Raw genomic sequence first — 14,892 nt, forward strand, 5'->3', positions numbered from 1 at the left:
GCGCGGGGGAGCTCGGGGTGGGGGAGGAGGGAGAGGAATGTGCTGACGGTAGCGGAGGGCCTGAGCGCGGGCTCGGGCCCACTGGAGCTGGTCAGGAGTCGGGGCGAGGACAGGGGCTGGAACTAATTTCCGTACTCCAGAAAGTGGGGTCGGCCCCGAGGGGGCGTCCGCTTCCTACTCAAACTCAAGAAAGTGCTCCGAAAGGGGCATTCCGAAGAAGTCGATCACCCGCCCGGACTTCCGGAAGCCGTTCTTCTCGTAGAAGCTCGAAGCCCGCCGCAACGGTGGAGTAGTGTCCAGCGGGGGTGTGCCGAACGTACTCGTTGTAGAGTTCGATGATACCTTCGAGATCCGAGTGCCGAGCAGGCTGGATGTGGGTCTCCAAGGTTCCCAGCGTCCGGAGCGAAGTCTACGGTTCGCGATAACGACCGCCGTTGAATTATCGAGAGTATGACCATGTGAAGTGGACAAAAGTGAGTGGACGACCGGTCAGACTAATCTCCCGCATGCAGATGCCAAACCGGATCGGTACCGGTTTGGCCCCCATCGGTAGGCTCGTCGGCCGGGTTCCCGTGTTCCTTACGGGGAGGACCCGGCATCGAGTGCGGTCGCGAGGCGGAAGTACGCCTGGGGGGGGAGTTCTTCGGGCCGCATCCGCTGCCAGTCGGTCGGCCACTCGGCCTCGTGAGCCAATCGTACGAGCTCGATCCTCGGGCGACCCAACCGAGGAAGGAGGTTCGCGAGTTGCTTGCGGCGAGAAGAGAAGAGCGTTCGGACAATCCGTTCGAAGCGATCTACGTTCGGCACCGGGAGAGGGCCCGCGCGTGCCGTGTGGACGAAGATGCGACCCTCGACCTCGGGCACCGGATAGAAGGCCGACCGGGGTACCGTCCGGAACAGCTCGACGTCTCCGTAGAGCCGCGCCACGATCGAGAGGCGACCGTACGTCTTCGACCCCGGACCGGCGGCGAGACGTTCGGCGACCTCCCGCTGTACCATCGCCACCACGCGCGGCGTGCGGCGGGCGAACAGCGCGAGGAGGATGGGCGTCGCGACGGAGAACGGCAGATTCCCAACGACTGTCGCACCGGGGGGAAAGGCGTAGGTTTCCGCGTCGGCCTCCTCCACCATAATCCATCCGCCGAAGATCGAGCGGAGGAAGGCGACGAGGCGCGGATCGCGTTCGACCACGGTCAGCGGACGGATTCCGCGCCGGAGAAGGGCCGCGGTCAGCATCCCAAGACCCCCTCCGATCTCGACGACGGCATGGCCGGCGGGCGCCTCGACCAGCGCGGCCTCGGCATCGGCCGCGAATGGATCGATCAGGAACGATTGACCTAGACGGCGCGACGGGCGGATCCCGAGACGCTTGAGCGTCGCGTCGATGGCCCGCGCTCCCTCGGGAACGGCGAACGGGTCCGCCAGACTATGGGGCGACGAAGATGCGGTAGTTGTCCTCGGCACCGATGAGCTCCTGCTCGATGCGGCCGACCACGAGCTTCTCCGAGCTCTTGAGGTGCGCGCGCGTGTTGAGGTCCTCGAAGCTCGTGAACGGGCCGCGCCGGCGTTCCTCGAGGATCGTCTCCATCGTCTTCTTTCCGATGCCCGGCAGCAGTTCGAGCAGGTGCGCTCGTCGAGAGATCGGCTGCGCCTCGTTGAAGAAGCGCAGATACTTCGTGGGGTTCGCCCGGACGATTTCCTCGAGCGCCGGGGCGAGCTCCGAACGTGCCGTAGCCGTGAGCTCCTCGAAGCCGATCCGCCGACGGACGTGATCGATCGGGGGGATCGAACCTTCTTCGGAAAGGAGCGCGATCCGAGCGCCCAGCGCGAGCTGGGCTCCGGGGCGAGGGATCAATTCGAGAAGCTTCAGTTCGCTTTCGCCGACGGCGATCGCGACCGGTTCGCGGTGGAAGCCCCGGTCCACCGGGCGGCCGTTCGGCAGATAATCGAGGACACGGGCGTAGCTCTCCACGGCATTCTCCCGACCGACCTCACTTGTGCTGCGCGACCACGTCGAGCAATTGAGCGATCTGGGCTTCCTCGAGGACCATCCGCTCCTTCGCGAAGAGCAGGCGGATCTCTTCCGGGTACTGAGGCAGCATGTCGGCGATCTTGATCGCGAGCGGTACATCGATGAACGGGAGCTTCGTCAGCTCGGCGATCAGCTTGTTCGTCTGTTCGACCGTCAGTCGGGCGAATAGCTCCGCGTGCTGCTGGGCGAGCAGGGCCTCGCGCGGCAGCGGGCGGAGCGCGGCCTCCTCGGCGAGCATCTGCTTGACCGAGGCGAGTGGTAGGGGTTCTGGCATCAGTGTCCTCTCGTATCGGCCGGGGCAAGGTGGACCGGGTTGGCGATGAGCTGCTTGCGCTTGCCTCCATCCAGAAACTCGATGCGGTAAGCCCGACCGACCGAGGCGACGACCGTGCAGACGCGGCCCTGGTAGCGAGGATGCGGCACGCCGTGGGCGTCCGACGGCTCGATCCGGACGATAACCTTCTGGCCGATCTCGAACTTGCGCAGGAACCGGGTCACCGGCGGCGAGCCCCGCTCGCGCACGTGCTTCGTGAACGTGCCGCGGCTGCGTGATCGGAACCCCTTCGAACTCTTCACCATCTATGTGACCTCGATATCATGAATCTCGAGCACGTCGAGCGATTCCACCTTCAGCGGGACCCCCAGGACCCCGGACAAACTCGGATCGGTGCGCCCGCCATCTCCTTCCACCCATTCCTTGACATACGTGCCGGCTTCGGTTCGTAGTTGCACCGTGAACCGTCCTGCGTCCCCTTCCACGAGCTCCGCCTCGACGATCCGACGCATGCGAACGCGGTCGGCTCGGCGGTGGGCGACGCGGGTTGGGGTGCGCTGGGCGATGGCGCGACCGCGGAAGAGCTTCAATGCCTCCTTAACCTTTGCCACATCCACGGCACCGACCGCGGTGACTCGGTAACTCTTCTCGGGAGAGGCCTCCTTCACGCGGATCACGTCGGCGCCCTCGGCGAGCGTGAGGTCGGAGATCTCGACCCGTCCGGCCGCTTCCTGGGCGATCGCCGCGGAGATCGCCGCCGGATCGATCGTTCGGTGCCGGGGTCGTACGAGTTCCAGGACGAACGGCCGTCCTCGACCGAGCATGCGGGCATCGATATCCTCCCGGCCCATTCCATGGAAGCGGCTCTCCTCGGCCTCGGAGGCCCGGATCGCCGGCGCTGCGACCAGTTCCTCGACGCTCTCGGAGTAGGTCTTCCCGGTCCCGTGGCAGCGATCGCATCCCCGGCCGTGGCACGCGCGGCATGGCCACCGCGTCTGCGGCAGGGTCCGATCGAGCTTCCGGTACCGACCTTGCAGGTACAGAGGGAGAACCGTGACCCCGACACGACCCACTTCGAGATCCGCGAGGAAGACGAGATCGGCCGGGCCGCTGCCGCCGATGGCGCCGGTCCGTGCCTCGACCGCCTTGCCGAGCTCCCGGTTGAACGCCGCACGGGCGCTTTCGCCCCATCCGGTGCCGACCGTTCTCCAAATCTCCTCCTCGCGCGCGAGGATCTCGGGTTCCCAACGGGACCCGCAGGTGAACCGATGCCATTCGTAGCCCTCCGAGGCCCGGACGATCCGTTCGACCCATACCGGGATACGGTCGAACGCCCCCGCGCAGAGCCGGCACGACGGACCCGGCGCGAAGTCCACCCCTCCCAGCATCGAGGCGAGCCTCTCCGCGCGCCCGAGGTTCGTCAGGCCGCGGCCCAAGCGGCCGAACAGGCGCCCGAAACAGTCGGCGCACAGTCCGAGGGCGACGGCCGACCGCGCGGCGGTCACCGCCTCCTCCGGGGGAGCGAACGGCACCGACGCTTGGATCACGAGCGCGACGACCCCGGGACGCCACTAAAGCGTGACGCCGCACGGACGAGCGACGGTTATTGGCGCCGGCGCCCTGCGGCGAGCGTCCCCATGCCCCGGATCACCGTGGAGGAGCTGACCCGGGCGATCGAGCGCACCCTCGTCGCCCAGGGGAAGATCATGCCCTCGGAGGCGCGCCCGACGGCCGAGATGGTGATGGCATACTTCGGCAACGAGGATTCGGTGCTGGACAACACGCTCTCGAAGGAGGACCGGGACCGGTTCTACTGGCTCGAGGACGCCGGGCTCTTGACGAGCGAAGAAGAGGACGCGACCGTGTCCCGAGGGCGGTCCTGGAGGATCCACTACTGGCTCATGCAGAAGGACCGGGTCCACGCCGCAACCGAGGCGCGGGGATCGGACGGAGCCCCCGAAGAATCGGTCTACGAATCGATCTCGGCCCAGTCCTGGAAGCGGTCCGGCCCCGAGTCGGAGCCGCCGCCGAAGTAGAGCCCCCCTATCCGGGGGCGTCAGTGCTCCGGCGCGGGATACCGGAAGAAGCCCTCTCCGGTCTTTCGTCCGAGGCGACCGGCCGCGACCATCGATTTCAGTAGCGGGCAGACCCGGTACTTCGGATCCCGGTATCCCTCCCAGAGCACATCTAGGATCGATACGGCGGTGTCGATCCCGACGAGATCGATCAAAGCGAACGGGCCCATCGGGTGGTGGAACCCGAGCACGTAGGCGGTATCGATGTCCTCCGCGGTGGCGACCCCTTCGTACAGCATCCACGCCGCCTCGTTCACCAGGACGGCCAGCGCCCGCGTCGTCACGAACCCCGGGGTGTCCTTCGAGAGGACCACCGCCTTTCCGAGGGCGGCCGCGAACTCCCGAGCGCGGACCACCTCCTCCGGCCGGGTCCGCAGGCCCGGAATGATCTCGACGAGGGCCATCTGGAGGACCGGATTGAAGAAGTGGATCCCGACCAGTCGCCCCGGGTCCTTCAGGTCCTGACCGATCGACGTGATCGGGAGTGAGGAGGTATTGGACCCGAGGAGCGCGTCGGGTGCGGCGCCGGCCTCGATCTCGCGGAAGATCTCCCGCTTCAGCGCGAGGTTCTCGGGAGCCGCTTCGACGACGATGTCGGCGGAGCTGATCCGGCGCATCCCGATCGCCGGGTCGATGCGCGCCACGGCGGCCGCCGCGTCGGCGGCGGAAAGGTGCCCCTTGTGCACCTGGTGCTCGAGGGCGCGCACCGCGTTCGCCCGCCCACGCTCTGCGAAGGCCTCGGTAGTGTCCTCAAGGGTCACGAAGTAGCCGTGCAGCGCGCACTCCGCCGCGATCCCGCTCCCCATGATCCCGGCACCAACCACGAACACTCGACGCCCGATCGAACGGCGCGGATCGCTGGCGGCCGGAGGGGATCCCGGATCGCTCACGGGCGTTCCCCCACGGCCGGCTCGGGCGGGGAGAGGACGAGCTCCAAGAATTCACAGGTACGGCAGCGCGGACCGCTCGACGGCTCACCGCAAGAGGTGCAGCGCTCGGGGGCGATGGTCGGCTCCCTGGTCCTCAGTAGGTCGGTGAGGCGTTCCTGGGTTCGCCGGAGCGCCTGGCGGGTCCCCGGGGTGGCTTCTTCCAGCCGCCAGAGCACTTCCCGGAAGACGTTGCGGTGCGCTCGTCCCGCGTGCGGGCACTCCCCATGGTCGAACGGTAGCCCGGTCAGACGCGCGTAGAGGTACACTTCCCGTTCCGGGATCGCGGCCAGCGGGGCGATGCGGGGGACGAGCCCGGGTTGACGGCCCCGGTGGGGAGCCATCCGAGTCAGTCGCTCAAGGTCCCCGCGGACGAGGTTCATCAGGATTGTCTGCGCGAGATCATCGAGGTTGAATCCGAGGACGAGCACGTCGGCTCCCGCGTCGCGGGCGCCTTGATTGAGCAGCCGGCGGCGCCAGACGCCGCAGAACGAGCAGGGCACCGTCTCGGGGAGCCGCTCGGCGGCCCGGTCGGTCGTCGTTCCGAGCTCCTCTTCGACCCGCACGACCCGGTGCTCGACGCCGAGCCGTTCGGTCAGGGCGCGGGCCGCCTCGAGCGTGGCCGTTCGGTACCCTTCAACCCCCTCGTCCACGCTGATCGCGACCACGCGCACCGAAGGGCGCCGGAGGAAGTAGCGCTGCGAGAGCGCGAGCGCGGCCGCGGAGTCCTTTCCGCCGGAAAGAGCGACGGCGATCGTGCGGCCCGAGAATCGGGGAAGCTGTCGATGGATCTCGCGGCGGACGCGCTCCTCGACCCCTTCGATGAAGTGGCGCTCGCACGCGTGGGCTCCGGCATACGGCTGATCGACCACCGCCGAGGCGTCGCACGAAGAGCACCGCACGCGGGGCACATCCTTCCCGGGCTATTTGAGGAGCGAGCGGCGTTCCGGAGCCGAACGCCGGGCCGGACTCTGCCATTGCGCGCATACGATTATTAGGCGAACGGGGACCTACGCGCCGACGATGGGCTCCGCTGCGCTCGCCCGGCTTCCCCGGGCCGGATCGATGCCGCGGGCCATGTCCCGACCGGCCCTGGCGCCGGTCCCCGACGAACCCGGGAGCCGCTTCTCCACCGAGAGGATCGTCGAGCAGTTCGTCCGGAGCCTTCGGGCCCAGGAACGCAGCCCGTGCACGATCAAGCAGTACGCCCATATCGCGCGGATGTTCCTCGCTCGGGTCCCGAAGCCGCTTGACGAGGTCACCGAGCGGGACATCGATCTCTTCCGGGAGCACCTCGTCCTGCAGCGGCATTACTCGAAGAATTCCCTCTACACGACGATCCGAGGGCTGACCTGCCTGTTCCGGACGTTCGGACTCACGGTCGCCGATCACCAGGAACTGCCCCGCAGGCCGGAGCGCCTCCCGCGCTACCTCTCCGAGGAGGAGACGCACCGATTGTTCCAGGCCGCGGCCCGGTCCCCCCGGGACAGCGCGATCGTGCACGTGCTCGCCTTCTGCGGGCTGCGGGTCGGGGAACTATGCCACCTCCAGCTCGAGGATGTCGAACTCGAGCGCAACATCCTTCATGTCCGCTCGGGAAAGGGCGACAAGGACCGGGAGGTGGTGATGGACGACCGCGCGCGGGCCGCCGTCGACCGCTATCTAGCGGACCGGGCGACCAATGGCGGTGAAGGGACGCGGCTCTTCCCGGTCGGTCCGGTGACGGTCGAGCGGATCGTCCGGGAGTGCGCGCGCACGGCAGAGATCCCCCGCCGGGTCACTCCGCACATGCTGCGTCACACGCTCGCCACGACGCTGCTCGCCCGCGGCTGTGACATCCGGTTCATCCAGAAACTGCTCGGCCACGCCTCCGTGGCGACGACCCAGATCTACACGCACGTCGACACGCAATCCTTGCGGGATGCCTACGAGCGGGCGAAACCTCAGTATTAACCTCCCCGGGGCCTCGACCGGCCCGTGCCCCGAGAGCGACTCGCCGTCCTGATCTTCGGTGCCGGCATCGCAGGCTGCTCCCTTGCCTACCATCTCGCGCGACGCAAGGTCGGGTCGATCGGCGTGTACGATCCCCGCACGCCGGCCGCCGGGGCGACCGGGCGGGCCGGCGGTGTGGTGACCGAGCAGCTCTGGAACGAATGGGACGTCGAGGTGACACGCGAGGCACACGCGGAGTACCGCGCGCTCGCCCGACGTCATCGGCCCGACGCGTACTCCGAAAACGGCTTCGTGCGCTGGACGAAGAATCCGGTCGCCGCGGCGGTGCTTCTCGAAGCGGTCGAGCGCCTGCGATCCTGGAAGGTCGACGTGGAGGCGGTCGGACCCGCCGAAATCTCGCGCTGGATGCCGTGGGGTCGATTCGAGGATGTGCGCGCGGCGATCTATAGCCGCCACGACGCGGTGGTCACCCCGAGCGCGATCGCCGAGCTGTACGTCGAAGGGGCCCGACAGCGGGGCGTCGAATTCCATCTGGGACGGGCCGGGGCCATTGCCCCGGGCCCGGACGGACGACCGGTACTGGAACTTGGCGAGGAACGTTGGGACGCCGAGTCCACGGTCGTCGCGGCCGGCGCTTGGTCGAAGCGCCTGTTCGCGGACCTCGGCCATCCGCTCCCGCTCGTGCCGTATCGTACGCAGGCCGCGACGCTTCGGCCACCGCAAGCGCCTCCCGACGTCTTTCCGACCGGCCACGATGTCGATACCGATGTCTACGCCCGGCCGGAGGGTCCCGGCCGCATCCTCGCGGGAGACGGCACCGAGCTCATCGAGGCGGATCCCGAGCGATTCGTCACGAGCGGAGACGATCGCTTCCGGACCCACCTTGCCGAGGTGTTCAGCGACCGGTTCCCGGGATGGGCGGACTCCGAGATGATCGCGGCGTGGGCGGGCGTATGCACGGCCACCCCGGATCGCCGACCCCTCGTCGGAGAGGTTCCCGGCGCGCCGGGACTGTACGCTATGACCGGGTTCAACGGGTTCGGCGTGATGCGCGCCGGTGGCGTGGCACGTCGCCTCGCCGACCGGATCGCCGATGGGCCCGGTTCGCGCGCCGACGAAGAGCTTCGTGTCGTGCGGCCCGATCGCTTCCACCTACCCCATCCACCCTTCGCTCCGCGTCCCGGGTTCACCTTGGAGGCCGGCGATTCTCCGCGGTTCTGACGGGTTCGCGGGCCGGCATCGACGACGGGTCTCGCTCGAGGATGGGTGCATGTCAGAGCGCTTCGCGCACTCGGGCCAGCTTCTCTAGGAACTCCACGCCCTCCCCGGTCGTCATCGGCGTGCCGTCCTCTCGGGAGAGGGGAAGGCCGGCCGCCGCGCACGCGGCGGCGGGAGTCGATCCCTCGAGCAGGAGGCGGAGGGCCCGCTGTTCCCGTCGACCGAGCCCGAGGGCTCCGATCTGGAACTCGTCAAACGCTTCGAACGCGACCGGACAGACGAGCCGGCCGATCTTCGCAAGCTCGGCCGCATACAGCCGGATCTCCTCCTGCGCGTGCGGGTCCAGGCGGAGCGACAGGAAGTGGAATAGGTTGTACAGGTTGATCTTCCAGTACCATTGCGTGTAGAAGGCGACGGGAAGCAGCAGCCGAGCGGTCTCCCGTGCCACGCCCGCCTCCAGCGCGCGCTGGTACGACGCGTACGCGTCGCGGGAGACCCGATCGAGATCCCCACGGAACAAGGCCACCGCTTCTTCGGGCAAGGGATCGCCCCGGCCCTGGCGATTGCGGCTCGACTGATGGCGGACCTCCTCCGGAACGGGAATCTCATACTCCTCCTCGAGGACGGAGTACCGAGCGCTGATCTCGTTCAGCGACGCCGTGCGGTGGCGCACCCATTGACGTGCGACGAAAATCGGGAGGCGGACGAGGAACTTGAACTCGACCATCTCGAACGGCGTCGTGTGGCGATGGCGCATCAGATATCGGATGAGCCCACGGTCGTCCCGAACGGTCTTCGTGCCCGGCCCGTAGGAGACCCGCGCGGCCTGAACAATCGCGTTGTCGTTCCCCATGTAGTCGACCAGGACCACGTAGCCGTGGAGCAGCACCGGGTGGCGAACCCCGATCTCCCGATCGGCGTCCGGGACGCTCGGGCGGCTCATGCGAGGGGGTTCGGTCGGCACGATGACGCGGGACGGCGAGGGGTCCGATAAAGCCGCCGTCACTCCGCCGCCGTCGGCAGAAAGGCTTACGCTCCGCCTTCGTTCGCACGGCGTTGGAGGGTGAGATGCCCCGAGTGCTCGTCGCGGTGGCCTGGCCGTACGCGAACGGCCCGTTCCACATCGGCCATCTCGCCGGAGCGTACCTCCCCGGCGACACCTTCGCGAGGTATCACCGCCTTCGTGGAAACGAGGTCCTCTTCGTCTCGGGATCCGACATGCACGGGACGCCCACGCTGGTGCGCGCGGAAGCGGAAGGGATCGGTCCGGAGGCGGTCGCGAACCGCTACCACGAGATTAACCGCTCCTCGTTCGAGCGGCTGGGGTTCACGTTCGACACGTACACGACCACGCACACCGCCAATCACGAACGCACCGTCGACGAGGTGTTCCTCCTCCTGCTGGAGCGGGGATACATCCACCGTCGGACGGAGGAGAGCCCGTACTGCCCCAAGCACCAGCGGTTCCTGCCCGACCGTTACCTGGTCGGAACGTGCCCGAACTGCGGGTTCGAGGAGGCCCGGGGGGACGAGTGCGATCGGTGCGGGCGACCGATGGACGCGAAGACGCTCGGATCGCCCCGATGCTCGTTGTGCGGAACTCCCGCGGAGTTCCGGCCGAGCGAGCACTTCTACCTCGGACTCGACCAGCTCCAACCGAAGCTCGCCGAGTACCTCGATCGACAGACGCACTGGAGGCCCGGTACGCTGCGGGTGGCGCAGAACTTCCTCGACGAGGGACTCCATCCCACCCCGATCACCCGCGATCTCGAATGGGGCGTTCCGATCCCTCTCGACGGCTACGGCTCCAAGCGATTCTACGTTTGGTTCGAGGCGGTCATCGGGTACCTCTCGGCGTCCCGGGAATGGGCGATCCGAGCCGATCGGCCCGAGGCGTGGCACCGGTTCTGGGACTCCCGCGAGCCCGTGCGCCAGTACTACTTCGTGGGGAAGGACAACAAGTTCTTTCACACGATCATCTGGCCGGCGATCCTCATCGGGCTCGGCACGTACGTCCTACCGTACGACGTTCCGGCCAACGAGTGGCTGCTCATCGCCGGCAAGAAGATCTCGAAATCCCGGCCGGCAGAGCTCGAGGTGTTCATCCCGTCGCTGCTGTCGCACTACGCGCCGGACGTCGTCCGGTTCTACGCGGCGCTGCTCGCACCCCAGAACCACGACACCGAGTTCGACTGGGACGAGTTTCATCGGGTCAGCGAAGAGATCCTCTCCAACCAGTACGGCAATCTCGTTCAGCGCGCCCTCGTCCTCCTTCGAGATCGATGCGACGGCAAGATCCCCGAGGGCCGTGCGAGCGTCGGGTCGCATTTGCGCTCCGTGCACGAACAGATCACCGAGCGCTACGAGCGGGTGCAACTGAAGGAGGCGCTCGACCTCGCGCTCGGAGAGGTACGCGAGGCGAACCGCAGGTTCCACGAGGCCCGCCCCTGGGCGGCGTCGGGCGCGGCGCTCGCGCAAGCACTGAACGACGCCCTCGCGTCGATCCGCGCGATCGCGACGTGGCTATCGCCCGTGCTGCCGTTCTCTTCGGCGGAGGTCCACCGGATGCTCGGATTTTCCTCGGGGCCGGATCCGGGAGAGTGGGACCGGGCGCTCGAGCCACTCATCACCGGGCAGCCTCTGGGAGAGATCCGCCCGTTGTTCCCCCGAGCGAAACGAACGGTTCGTCCCGCACCGACATCGGCGCCAACGAACGCAAGCGCCCCTCCCCTCGCGATCCGGGCGGGCACCATCCGTTCGGTCGCTCCCCATCCCGATGCGGACCGGCTCTACGTGCTCGGGGTCGACCTCGGTGAGGAAACGCCGAGGACGATCGTCGCCGGGATGAGGGCCCACTACGCTCCCGAGGAGCTCGAGGGGCGACGCATCACGGTCCTTGCGAATCTGGCCCCCCGTACGATCCGCCGCATCACCAGCCAAGGGATGGTGCTCGCGGCCGAAGCGGGAGAGACCGTCGCGCTGCTGGCACCGCCGGAGGGCGTCCCGCCGGGTGCGATCATCGACGGGACGGCTCCGGACGCGCCGGTCATCACGATCGAGGAGTTGGCGAAGACCCCGCTCGTCGTTGGCCGCGTCGAGGGCTCGGAGAACGAGGCCACGTCGCGGGTCGATATCGGAGGGCGTCGCATCGAGGTCGAGGGGGCCTGGCCCCAGGGCTCGATGGTGATCGTCCGGCTGGCAGCCCCCGGAGCCGATCGCGGGACGGTGCTGTCCTTCCGCCCGGGGGGCCCGATCCGGCCGTCCGCGGATCTGCCCGCGGGGGCGTGGGTCCGATGACTGGAACGCGCCGATTGGACCTGCACGTCCACTCGCAGCACTCGCCGGATTCGAAGATGCGGCTCGAAACGATCGTTGGACAGCTGGGCCGGACCGGCCTGTCCGGGTTCGCGCTGACCGATCACAATTCCGTGGCCGGTCACGACGAGCTGCGCGAGCTCCAGCGACGGAATCCGGGGTATCTCTTCGTGCCGGGGGTCGAGGTTTCGGCCCTCGAAGGCCACCTGCTCGCCTACGGGATTCCAACGGCCCCGCCGGCCCACCGCCCCGTGGCGGAGACGATCGATTGGGTCCTCGCGCACGGAGGCGAGCCGGTCCTCGCCCACCCGTTTCGCCGCTCCCATGGGGTCGGGCGTCGGATCGCAGAGACGGCGGCCATCCGGGCGATGGAGGTACGCAACGGGCACAACTCCGAACTCGCTAACGCCCGCGCGGAGTTCGTGGCCAGCCAGCGAGGCCTCGGACATATCGGTGGGAGCGACGCTCACACCCCGAACGACGTCGGGCGGGCGTCGACCCTGGTCGACGAAACAGCGGACACGGTCGACGACTTGCTCGAGGACATTCGCCGCGATCGGACCGTGGCGGAGGGATCGTCCTTGACCCCCTGGGGTCAGGTCCGGGTCAGCGTGCGGAACTTCGGCCTCCGGGCGTCGCGCGGGTTCCGGAGAATATAGACGCCGCCGCACTTCAGCACTTTAAGGTGGACGCTCCTGACCCCTGCCGCGCCAAGGTGGCAGAATGGTTAATGCGACGGACTGCAGATCCGTTTCCTGGGGGTTCGATTCCCTCCCTTGGCTCGCCCCCTAACGGAGGCTCCGCTCGGAAGATGCGCCCATTCCGCGTCCCGACAGGGGCTCGGACGCGGATCCGCGTTCGAGGTCCATTCACGGGACGGACGGAGGCCTCTCCCGGCCCCCTCGGACGCGGGTCGACCGCCGGTCGGCCCTCCGAGGGGGTGCCGTCGCTCCTGCGCGCGTGGCGTGCCTCTACCCTCTACGGGGGCGAGTGAAGGTGGGTGATGATCGAGTTCGCGAGCGTCCCTTCTACAGCGATTGCGCTGAGCAAGATGACGACCACGAAGAAGAACACGATCGCGGCCTCGAGGTACGACACCGGGTACATCGGCCGGCCCAGCCGGTTCTTGGGAGGCTCGACCAGAGTCTCGCCGCTCGCGTGTAGCCACCGATCGGCGATGATCGCGACCGGGAAGGCGAGGATCGCGGTCACTCCGAACCCGATGTACATGAGGAACATGGCCCAGGGGGTCGATGTGAGGCCGAGTTGGTAGGCCCTCCACCCGTAGGCGATCACGGTGAACCCTGAGACCAGGCTGAGCACTCCGACGTACTGTAGGCGGAAGTGCAGAACCACCGAGATTCCGAACCCGAGGATGATGATCCCGAAGAGGGTGTAAATATCGTAGAACAGGATGTTGTACGCGCCCGGTAGGGGCCAGGTCATCATCCCCCAGAATCCCATCACGAGTACGACCACTCCCATGGCGATCAGCGGGATCGCGGTCTCGTGGAGGGCCACCCCGAGTCCCGCAGGGCCGCGGCGACGATAGGCCAGCGATTCGGCCACCACGATGTAGGCGACCGAAACCGCCACCAAGATCAGCGTGATCATCACAAACGTCAGCTCGTCGATAAACACCATCTTCGTTCACCCCTAGCGCGGTTCGAGCAGGTGCCCCACGACCCGATCAGTTCGACCTCGGTTCATGGTTCCGCTCCCTGCCGCGACTACGACCCCGATTCGTTGGGGGGTATTTCCACGGTCCGTTCGCTGGACTTGACGGACCGACACGCGACCGCCGATCGTAGAGGAGGGGATCGCAGGCTCGGCGGCCCCGCGCGGGGCGATCCACGAGCGTTCCGCTCCCCTGGGAGCGAGGATCGGCTCCGGGTCAAGCCGGTTTGACGGGGGGACTATCTGCGGGGCCCGGGATGGCGAGAGAGGCCCGCCCATGCGAGCGTTCGTGATGCGGAAGATCGGAGAAGTGGCGGTCATGGACAAGCCGATCCCGGAGCCGGGACCGAACGATGCCGTGATCCGAACGACCGCGGCGATGATCTGCACGTCGGACACGCACACCGTGCGAGGGGCGATCGGCGAGCGCTCGAACCTCACGTTGGGTCACGAGTCGGTCGGAGTGATCCATCGGCTCGGGTCGGCGGTCCAGGGACACGGGGTCGGTGACCGCGTCGCGGTGAACGCGATCACGCCATGCTTCCGGTGCGACAACTGCCTGCGCGGTTTTCCATCGCAATGCACCGAGATCCTCGGTGGATGGAAGTTCGCGAACACCGTAGATGGAGGCTTGGCAGAGTACTTCCGGGTGAACGACGCGGAGGCCAATCTCGCCCCGATCCCCGCGGGGCTTCCCGACGACAAGGCGGTCTACGCGTGCGACATGATGTCCACGGGGTTCATGGCTGCCGAACATGCGGCGATCCCTATCGGCGGGGACGTCGCCGTCTTCGGTGCGGGCCCGGTCGGTCTCATGGCCATCGCAGGGGCGCGCATGCTCGGCGCGGGCTCGATCATCGCGGTCGAGACAGTGCCGAAGCGCCAGGAGCTCGCCCGGCACTTCGGGGCGGACGCGATAGTCGATTTTCGCACGGTCGACACGGTGATGGAGGTCCGTCGCCTGACGCACGGTACCGGCGTCGACTCTGCGATCGAAGCGTTCGGGTCGTCCGCCACGTTCGCGAACTGCGTTCGCGTCACGCGGCCGGGCGGCACGATCTCGAACGTCGGATACCACGGAGAGGGAGAGTTCGTCGGAATCCCCCGCCTCGATTGGGGGGTCGGGATGAGCGACCAGACGATCCGTACCGGTCTGTGCCCGGGCGGGCGGGAGCGGATGGGCCGGTTGCTGCGCCTACTCGAGCGCGGAAGGATCGATCCCACGCCCCTGACGACCCACCGGTTCCGGTCCGATGAGATCGAACGGGCGTTCGGGATGATGGCATCCAAATCCGACGGGATCATCAAGCCGCTCATCGAATTCAAGTGAGGCCCACGCCGTGGGCGCCTCCCCCCTACCGGCATCTCCACCCGGGAGGGTCTAGGCTCACGGCCCGGCAGCGTCAATAGAGCTCTCCGCCT

Annotated in this window: 15 protein-coding genes and 1 tRNA gene; 7 read left to right on the forward strand and 9 right to left on the reverse strand. The window is 67.7% G+C overall.

Annotated features, from left to right (window positions below; genetic code table 11):
- Positions 1–579: 579 nt before the first annotated feature.
- The 5 genes from rsmA to VMV28_08010 are packed head-to-tail and all read right to left on the reverse strand — an operon-like array spanning position 580 to position 3,853.
- Complete coding sequence (gene rsmA / locus VMV28_07990) at positions 580–1,464, reverse strand: 16S rRNA (adenine(1518)-N(6)/adenine(1519)-N(6))-dimethyltransferase RsmA (GenBank protein ID HUZ80536.1); 885 nt, start codon at positions 1,462–1,464, stop codon at positions 580–582.
- Positions 1,427–1,972, reverse strand: a complete 546-nt coding sequence (locus VMV28_07995; GenBank protein ID HUZ80537.1) for a DUF655 domain-containing protein — start codon at positions 1,970–1,972, stop codon at positions 1,427–1,429. Before VMV28_07995 ends, rsmA begins: the two co-directional genes overlap by 38 nt.
- 19 nt (positions 1,973–1,991) lie before the next feature.
- The gene (locus tag VMV28_08000; GenBank protein HUZ80538.1) at positions 1,992–2,306 is read right to left on the reverse strand and encodes an RNA polymerase; all 315 of its coding nucleotides are present in this window, start codon (positions 2,304–2,306) and stop codon (positions 1,992–1,994) included.
- Positions 2,306–2,611 carry a 50S ribosomal protein L21e gene (locus VMV28_08005; protein HUZ80539.1) on the reverse strand — a complete coding sequence of 102 codons (306 nt, stop codon included), beginning with the start codon at positions 2,609–2,611 and terminating at the stop codon, positions 2,306–2,308. The genes VMV28_08000 and VMV28_08005 overlap by 1 nt, the downstream gene beginning before the upstream one ends.
- The gene (locus VMV28_08010) at positions 2,612–3,853 is read right to left on the reverse strand and encodes a tRNA pseudouridine(54/55) synthase Pus10 (GenBank protein HUZ80540.1); all 1,242 of its coding nucleotides are present in this window, start codon (positions 3,851–3,853) and stop codon (positions 2,612–2,614) included. It lies immediately after the preceding gene.
- A 90-nt stretch (positions 3,854–3,943) separates the two neighbouring features.
- Between VMV28_08010 and VMV28_08015 the strand changes: the two genes are divergently transcribed.
- The gene (locus tag VMV28_08015) at positions 3,944–4,342 is read left to right on the forward strand and encodes a DUF6015 family protein (protein ID HUZ80541.1); all 399 of its coding nucleotides are present in this window, start codon (positions 3,944–3,946) and stop codon (positions 4,340–4,342) included.
- Positions 4,343–4,362: 20 nt separating this feature from the next.
- On the opposite strand, the gene VMV28_08020 is transcribed toward VMV28_08015, so the two are convergent.
- Both VMV28_08020 and VMV28_08025 read right to left on the reverse strand, forming a co-directional pair.
- On the reverse strand, positions 4,363–5,271 hold the full coding sequence (locus VMV28_08020) for a 3-hydroxyacyl-CoA dehydrogenase family protein (GenBank protein HUZ80542.1): 909 nt from the start codon (positions 5,269–5,271) through the stop codon (positions 4,363–4,365).
- Positions 5,268–6,209 carry a TIGR00269 family protein gene (locus tag VMV28_08025; GenBank protein ID HUZ80543.1) on the reverse strand — a complete coding sequence of 314 codons (942 nt, stop codon included), beginning with the start codon at positions 6,207–6,209 and terminating at the stop codon, positions 5,268–5,270. The genes VMV28_08020 and VMV28_08025 overlap by 4 nt, the downstream gene beginning before the upstream one ends.
- 121 nt (positions 6,210–6,330) lie before the next feature.
- On the opposite strand from VMV28_08025, the gene xerA reads away from it, so the two are divergent.
- Both xerA and VMV28_08035 read left to right on the forward strand, forming a co-directional pair.
- Complete coding sequence (gene xerA / locus VMV28_08030) at positions 6,331–7,260, forward strand: site-specific tyrosine recombinase/integron integrase (GenBank protein HUZ80544.1); 930 nt, start codon at positions 6,331–6,333, stop codon at positions 7,258–7,260.
- A gap of 24 nt (positions 7,261–7,284) precedes the next feature.
- Positions 7,285–8,481, forward strand: coding sequence for an FAD-binding oxidoreductase (locus VMV28_08035; GenBank protein ID HUZ80545.1), 1,197 nt, complete (start codon positions 7,285–7,287; stop codon positions 8,479–8,481).
- A 52-nt stretch (positions 8,482–8,533) separates the two neighbouring features.
- Here the strand turns inward: VMV28_08035 and thyX are convergent, their stop codons facing one another.
- The gene (gene thyX / locus VMV28_08040; protein ID HUZ80546.1) at positions 8,534–9,442 is read right to left on the reverse strand and encodes an FAD-dependent thymidylate synthase; all 909 of its coding nucleotides are present in this window, start codon (positions 9,440–9,442) and stop codon (positions 8,534–8,536) included.
- A gap of 104 nt (positions 9,443–9,546) precedes the next feature.
- Between thyX and metG the strand changes: the two genes are divergently transcribed.
- The 3 genes from metG (at position 9,547) to VMV28_08055 (ending at position 12,575) form a co-directional block, all read left to right on the forward strand.
- Positions 9,547–11,775, forward strand: coding sequence for a methionine--tRNA ligase (gene metG, locus VMV28_08045; GenBank protein HUZ80547.1), 2,229 nt, complete (start codon positions 9,547–9,549; stop codon positions 11,773–11,775).
- Positions 11,772–12,452 (forward strand): PHP domain-containing protein, encoded by a 681-nt coding sequence (locus VMV28_08050; GenBank protein HUZ80548.1) that lies wholly within the window; start codon positions 11,772–11,774, stop codon positions 12,450–12,452. Before metG ends, VMV28_08050 begins: the two co-directional genes overlap by 4 nt.
- A 50-nt stretch (positions 12,453–12,502) precedes the next feature.
- Positions 12,503–12,575 (forward strand) — tRNA-Cys (locus tag VMV28_08055).
- A 196-nt stretch (positions 12,576–12,771) separates the two neighbouring features.
- Here VMV28_08055 and VMV28_08060 read toward each other — a convergent pair.
- On the reverse strand, positions 12,772–13,437 hold the full coding sequence (locus VMV28_08060; protein HUZ80549.1) for a DUF981 family protein: 666 nt from the start codon (positions 13,435–13,437) through the stop codon (positions 12,772–12,774).
- A 310-nt stretch (positions 13,438–13,747) separates the two neighbouring features.
- Between VMV28_08060 and VMV28_08065 the strand changes: the two genes are divergently transcribed.
- A complete protein-coding gene (locus VMV28_08065; protein HUZ80550.1) occupies positions 13,748–14,800 on the forward strand; it encodes an alcohol dehydrogenase catalytic domain-containing protein in 1,053 nt (350 codons plus the stop codon).
- Positions 14,801–14,892 lie beyond the last annotated feature (92 nt).

The sequence above is a fragment of the Thermoplasmata archaeon genome, assembly GCA_035532555.1.
In the GTDB taxonomy this organism is placed as follows: Archaea; Thermoplasmatota; Thermoplasmata; order Lutacidiplasmatales; family UBA184; genus Lutacidiplasma.

Bases quoted from the DNA above. Each gene is read 5' to 3' on its own strand.
- VMV28_08000 (HUZ80538.1), bottom strand. From the start codon at position 2,306: ATGCCAGAACCCCTACCACTCGCCTCGGTCAAGCAGATGCTCGCCGAG.
- VMV28_08005 (HUZ80539.1), bottom strand. From the start codon at position 2,611: ATGGTGAAGAGTTCGAAGGGGTTCCGATCACGCAGCCGCGGCACGTTC.
- VMV28_08015 (HUZ80541.1), top strand. From the start codon at position 3,944: ATGCCCCGGATCACCGTGGAGGAGCTGACCCGGGCGATCGAGCGCACC.
- xerA (HUZ80544.1), top strand. From the start codon at position 6,331: ATGGGCTCCGCTGCGCTCGCCCGGCTTCCCCGGGCCGGATCGATGCCG.
- metG (HUZ80547.1), top strand. From the start codon at position 9,547: ATGCCCCGAGTGCTCGTCGCGGTGGCCTGGCCGTACGCGAACGGCCCG.
- VMV28_08050 (HUZ80548.1), top strand. From the start codon at position 11,772: ATGACTGGAACGCGCCGATTGGACCTGCACGTCCACTCGCAGCACTCG.
- VMV28_08060 (HUZ80549.1), bottom strand. From the start codon at position 13,437: ATGGTGTTTATCGACGAGCTGACGTTTGTGATGATCACGCTGATCTTG.
- VMV28_08065 (HUZ80550.1), top strand. From the start codon at position 13,748: ATGCGAGCGTTCGTGATGCGGAAGATCGGAGAAGTGGCGGTCATGGAC.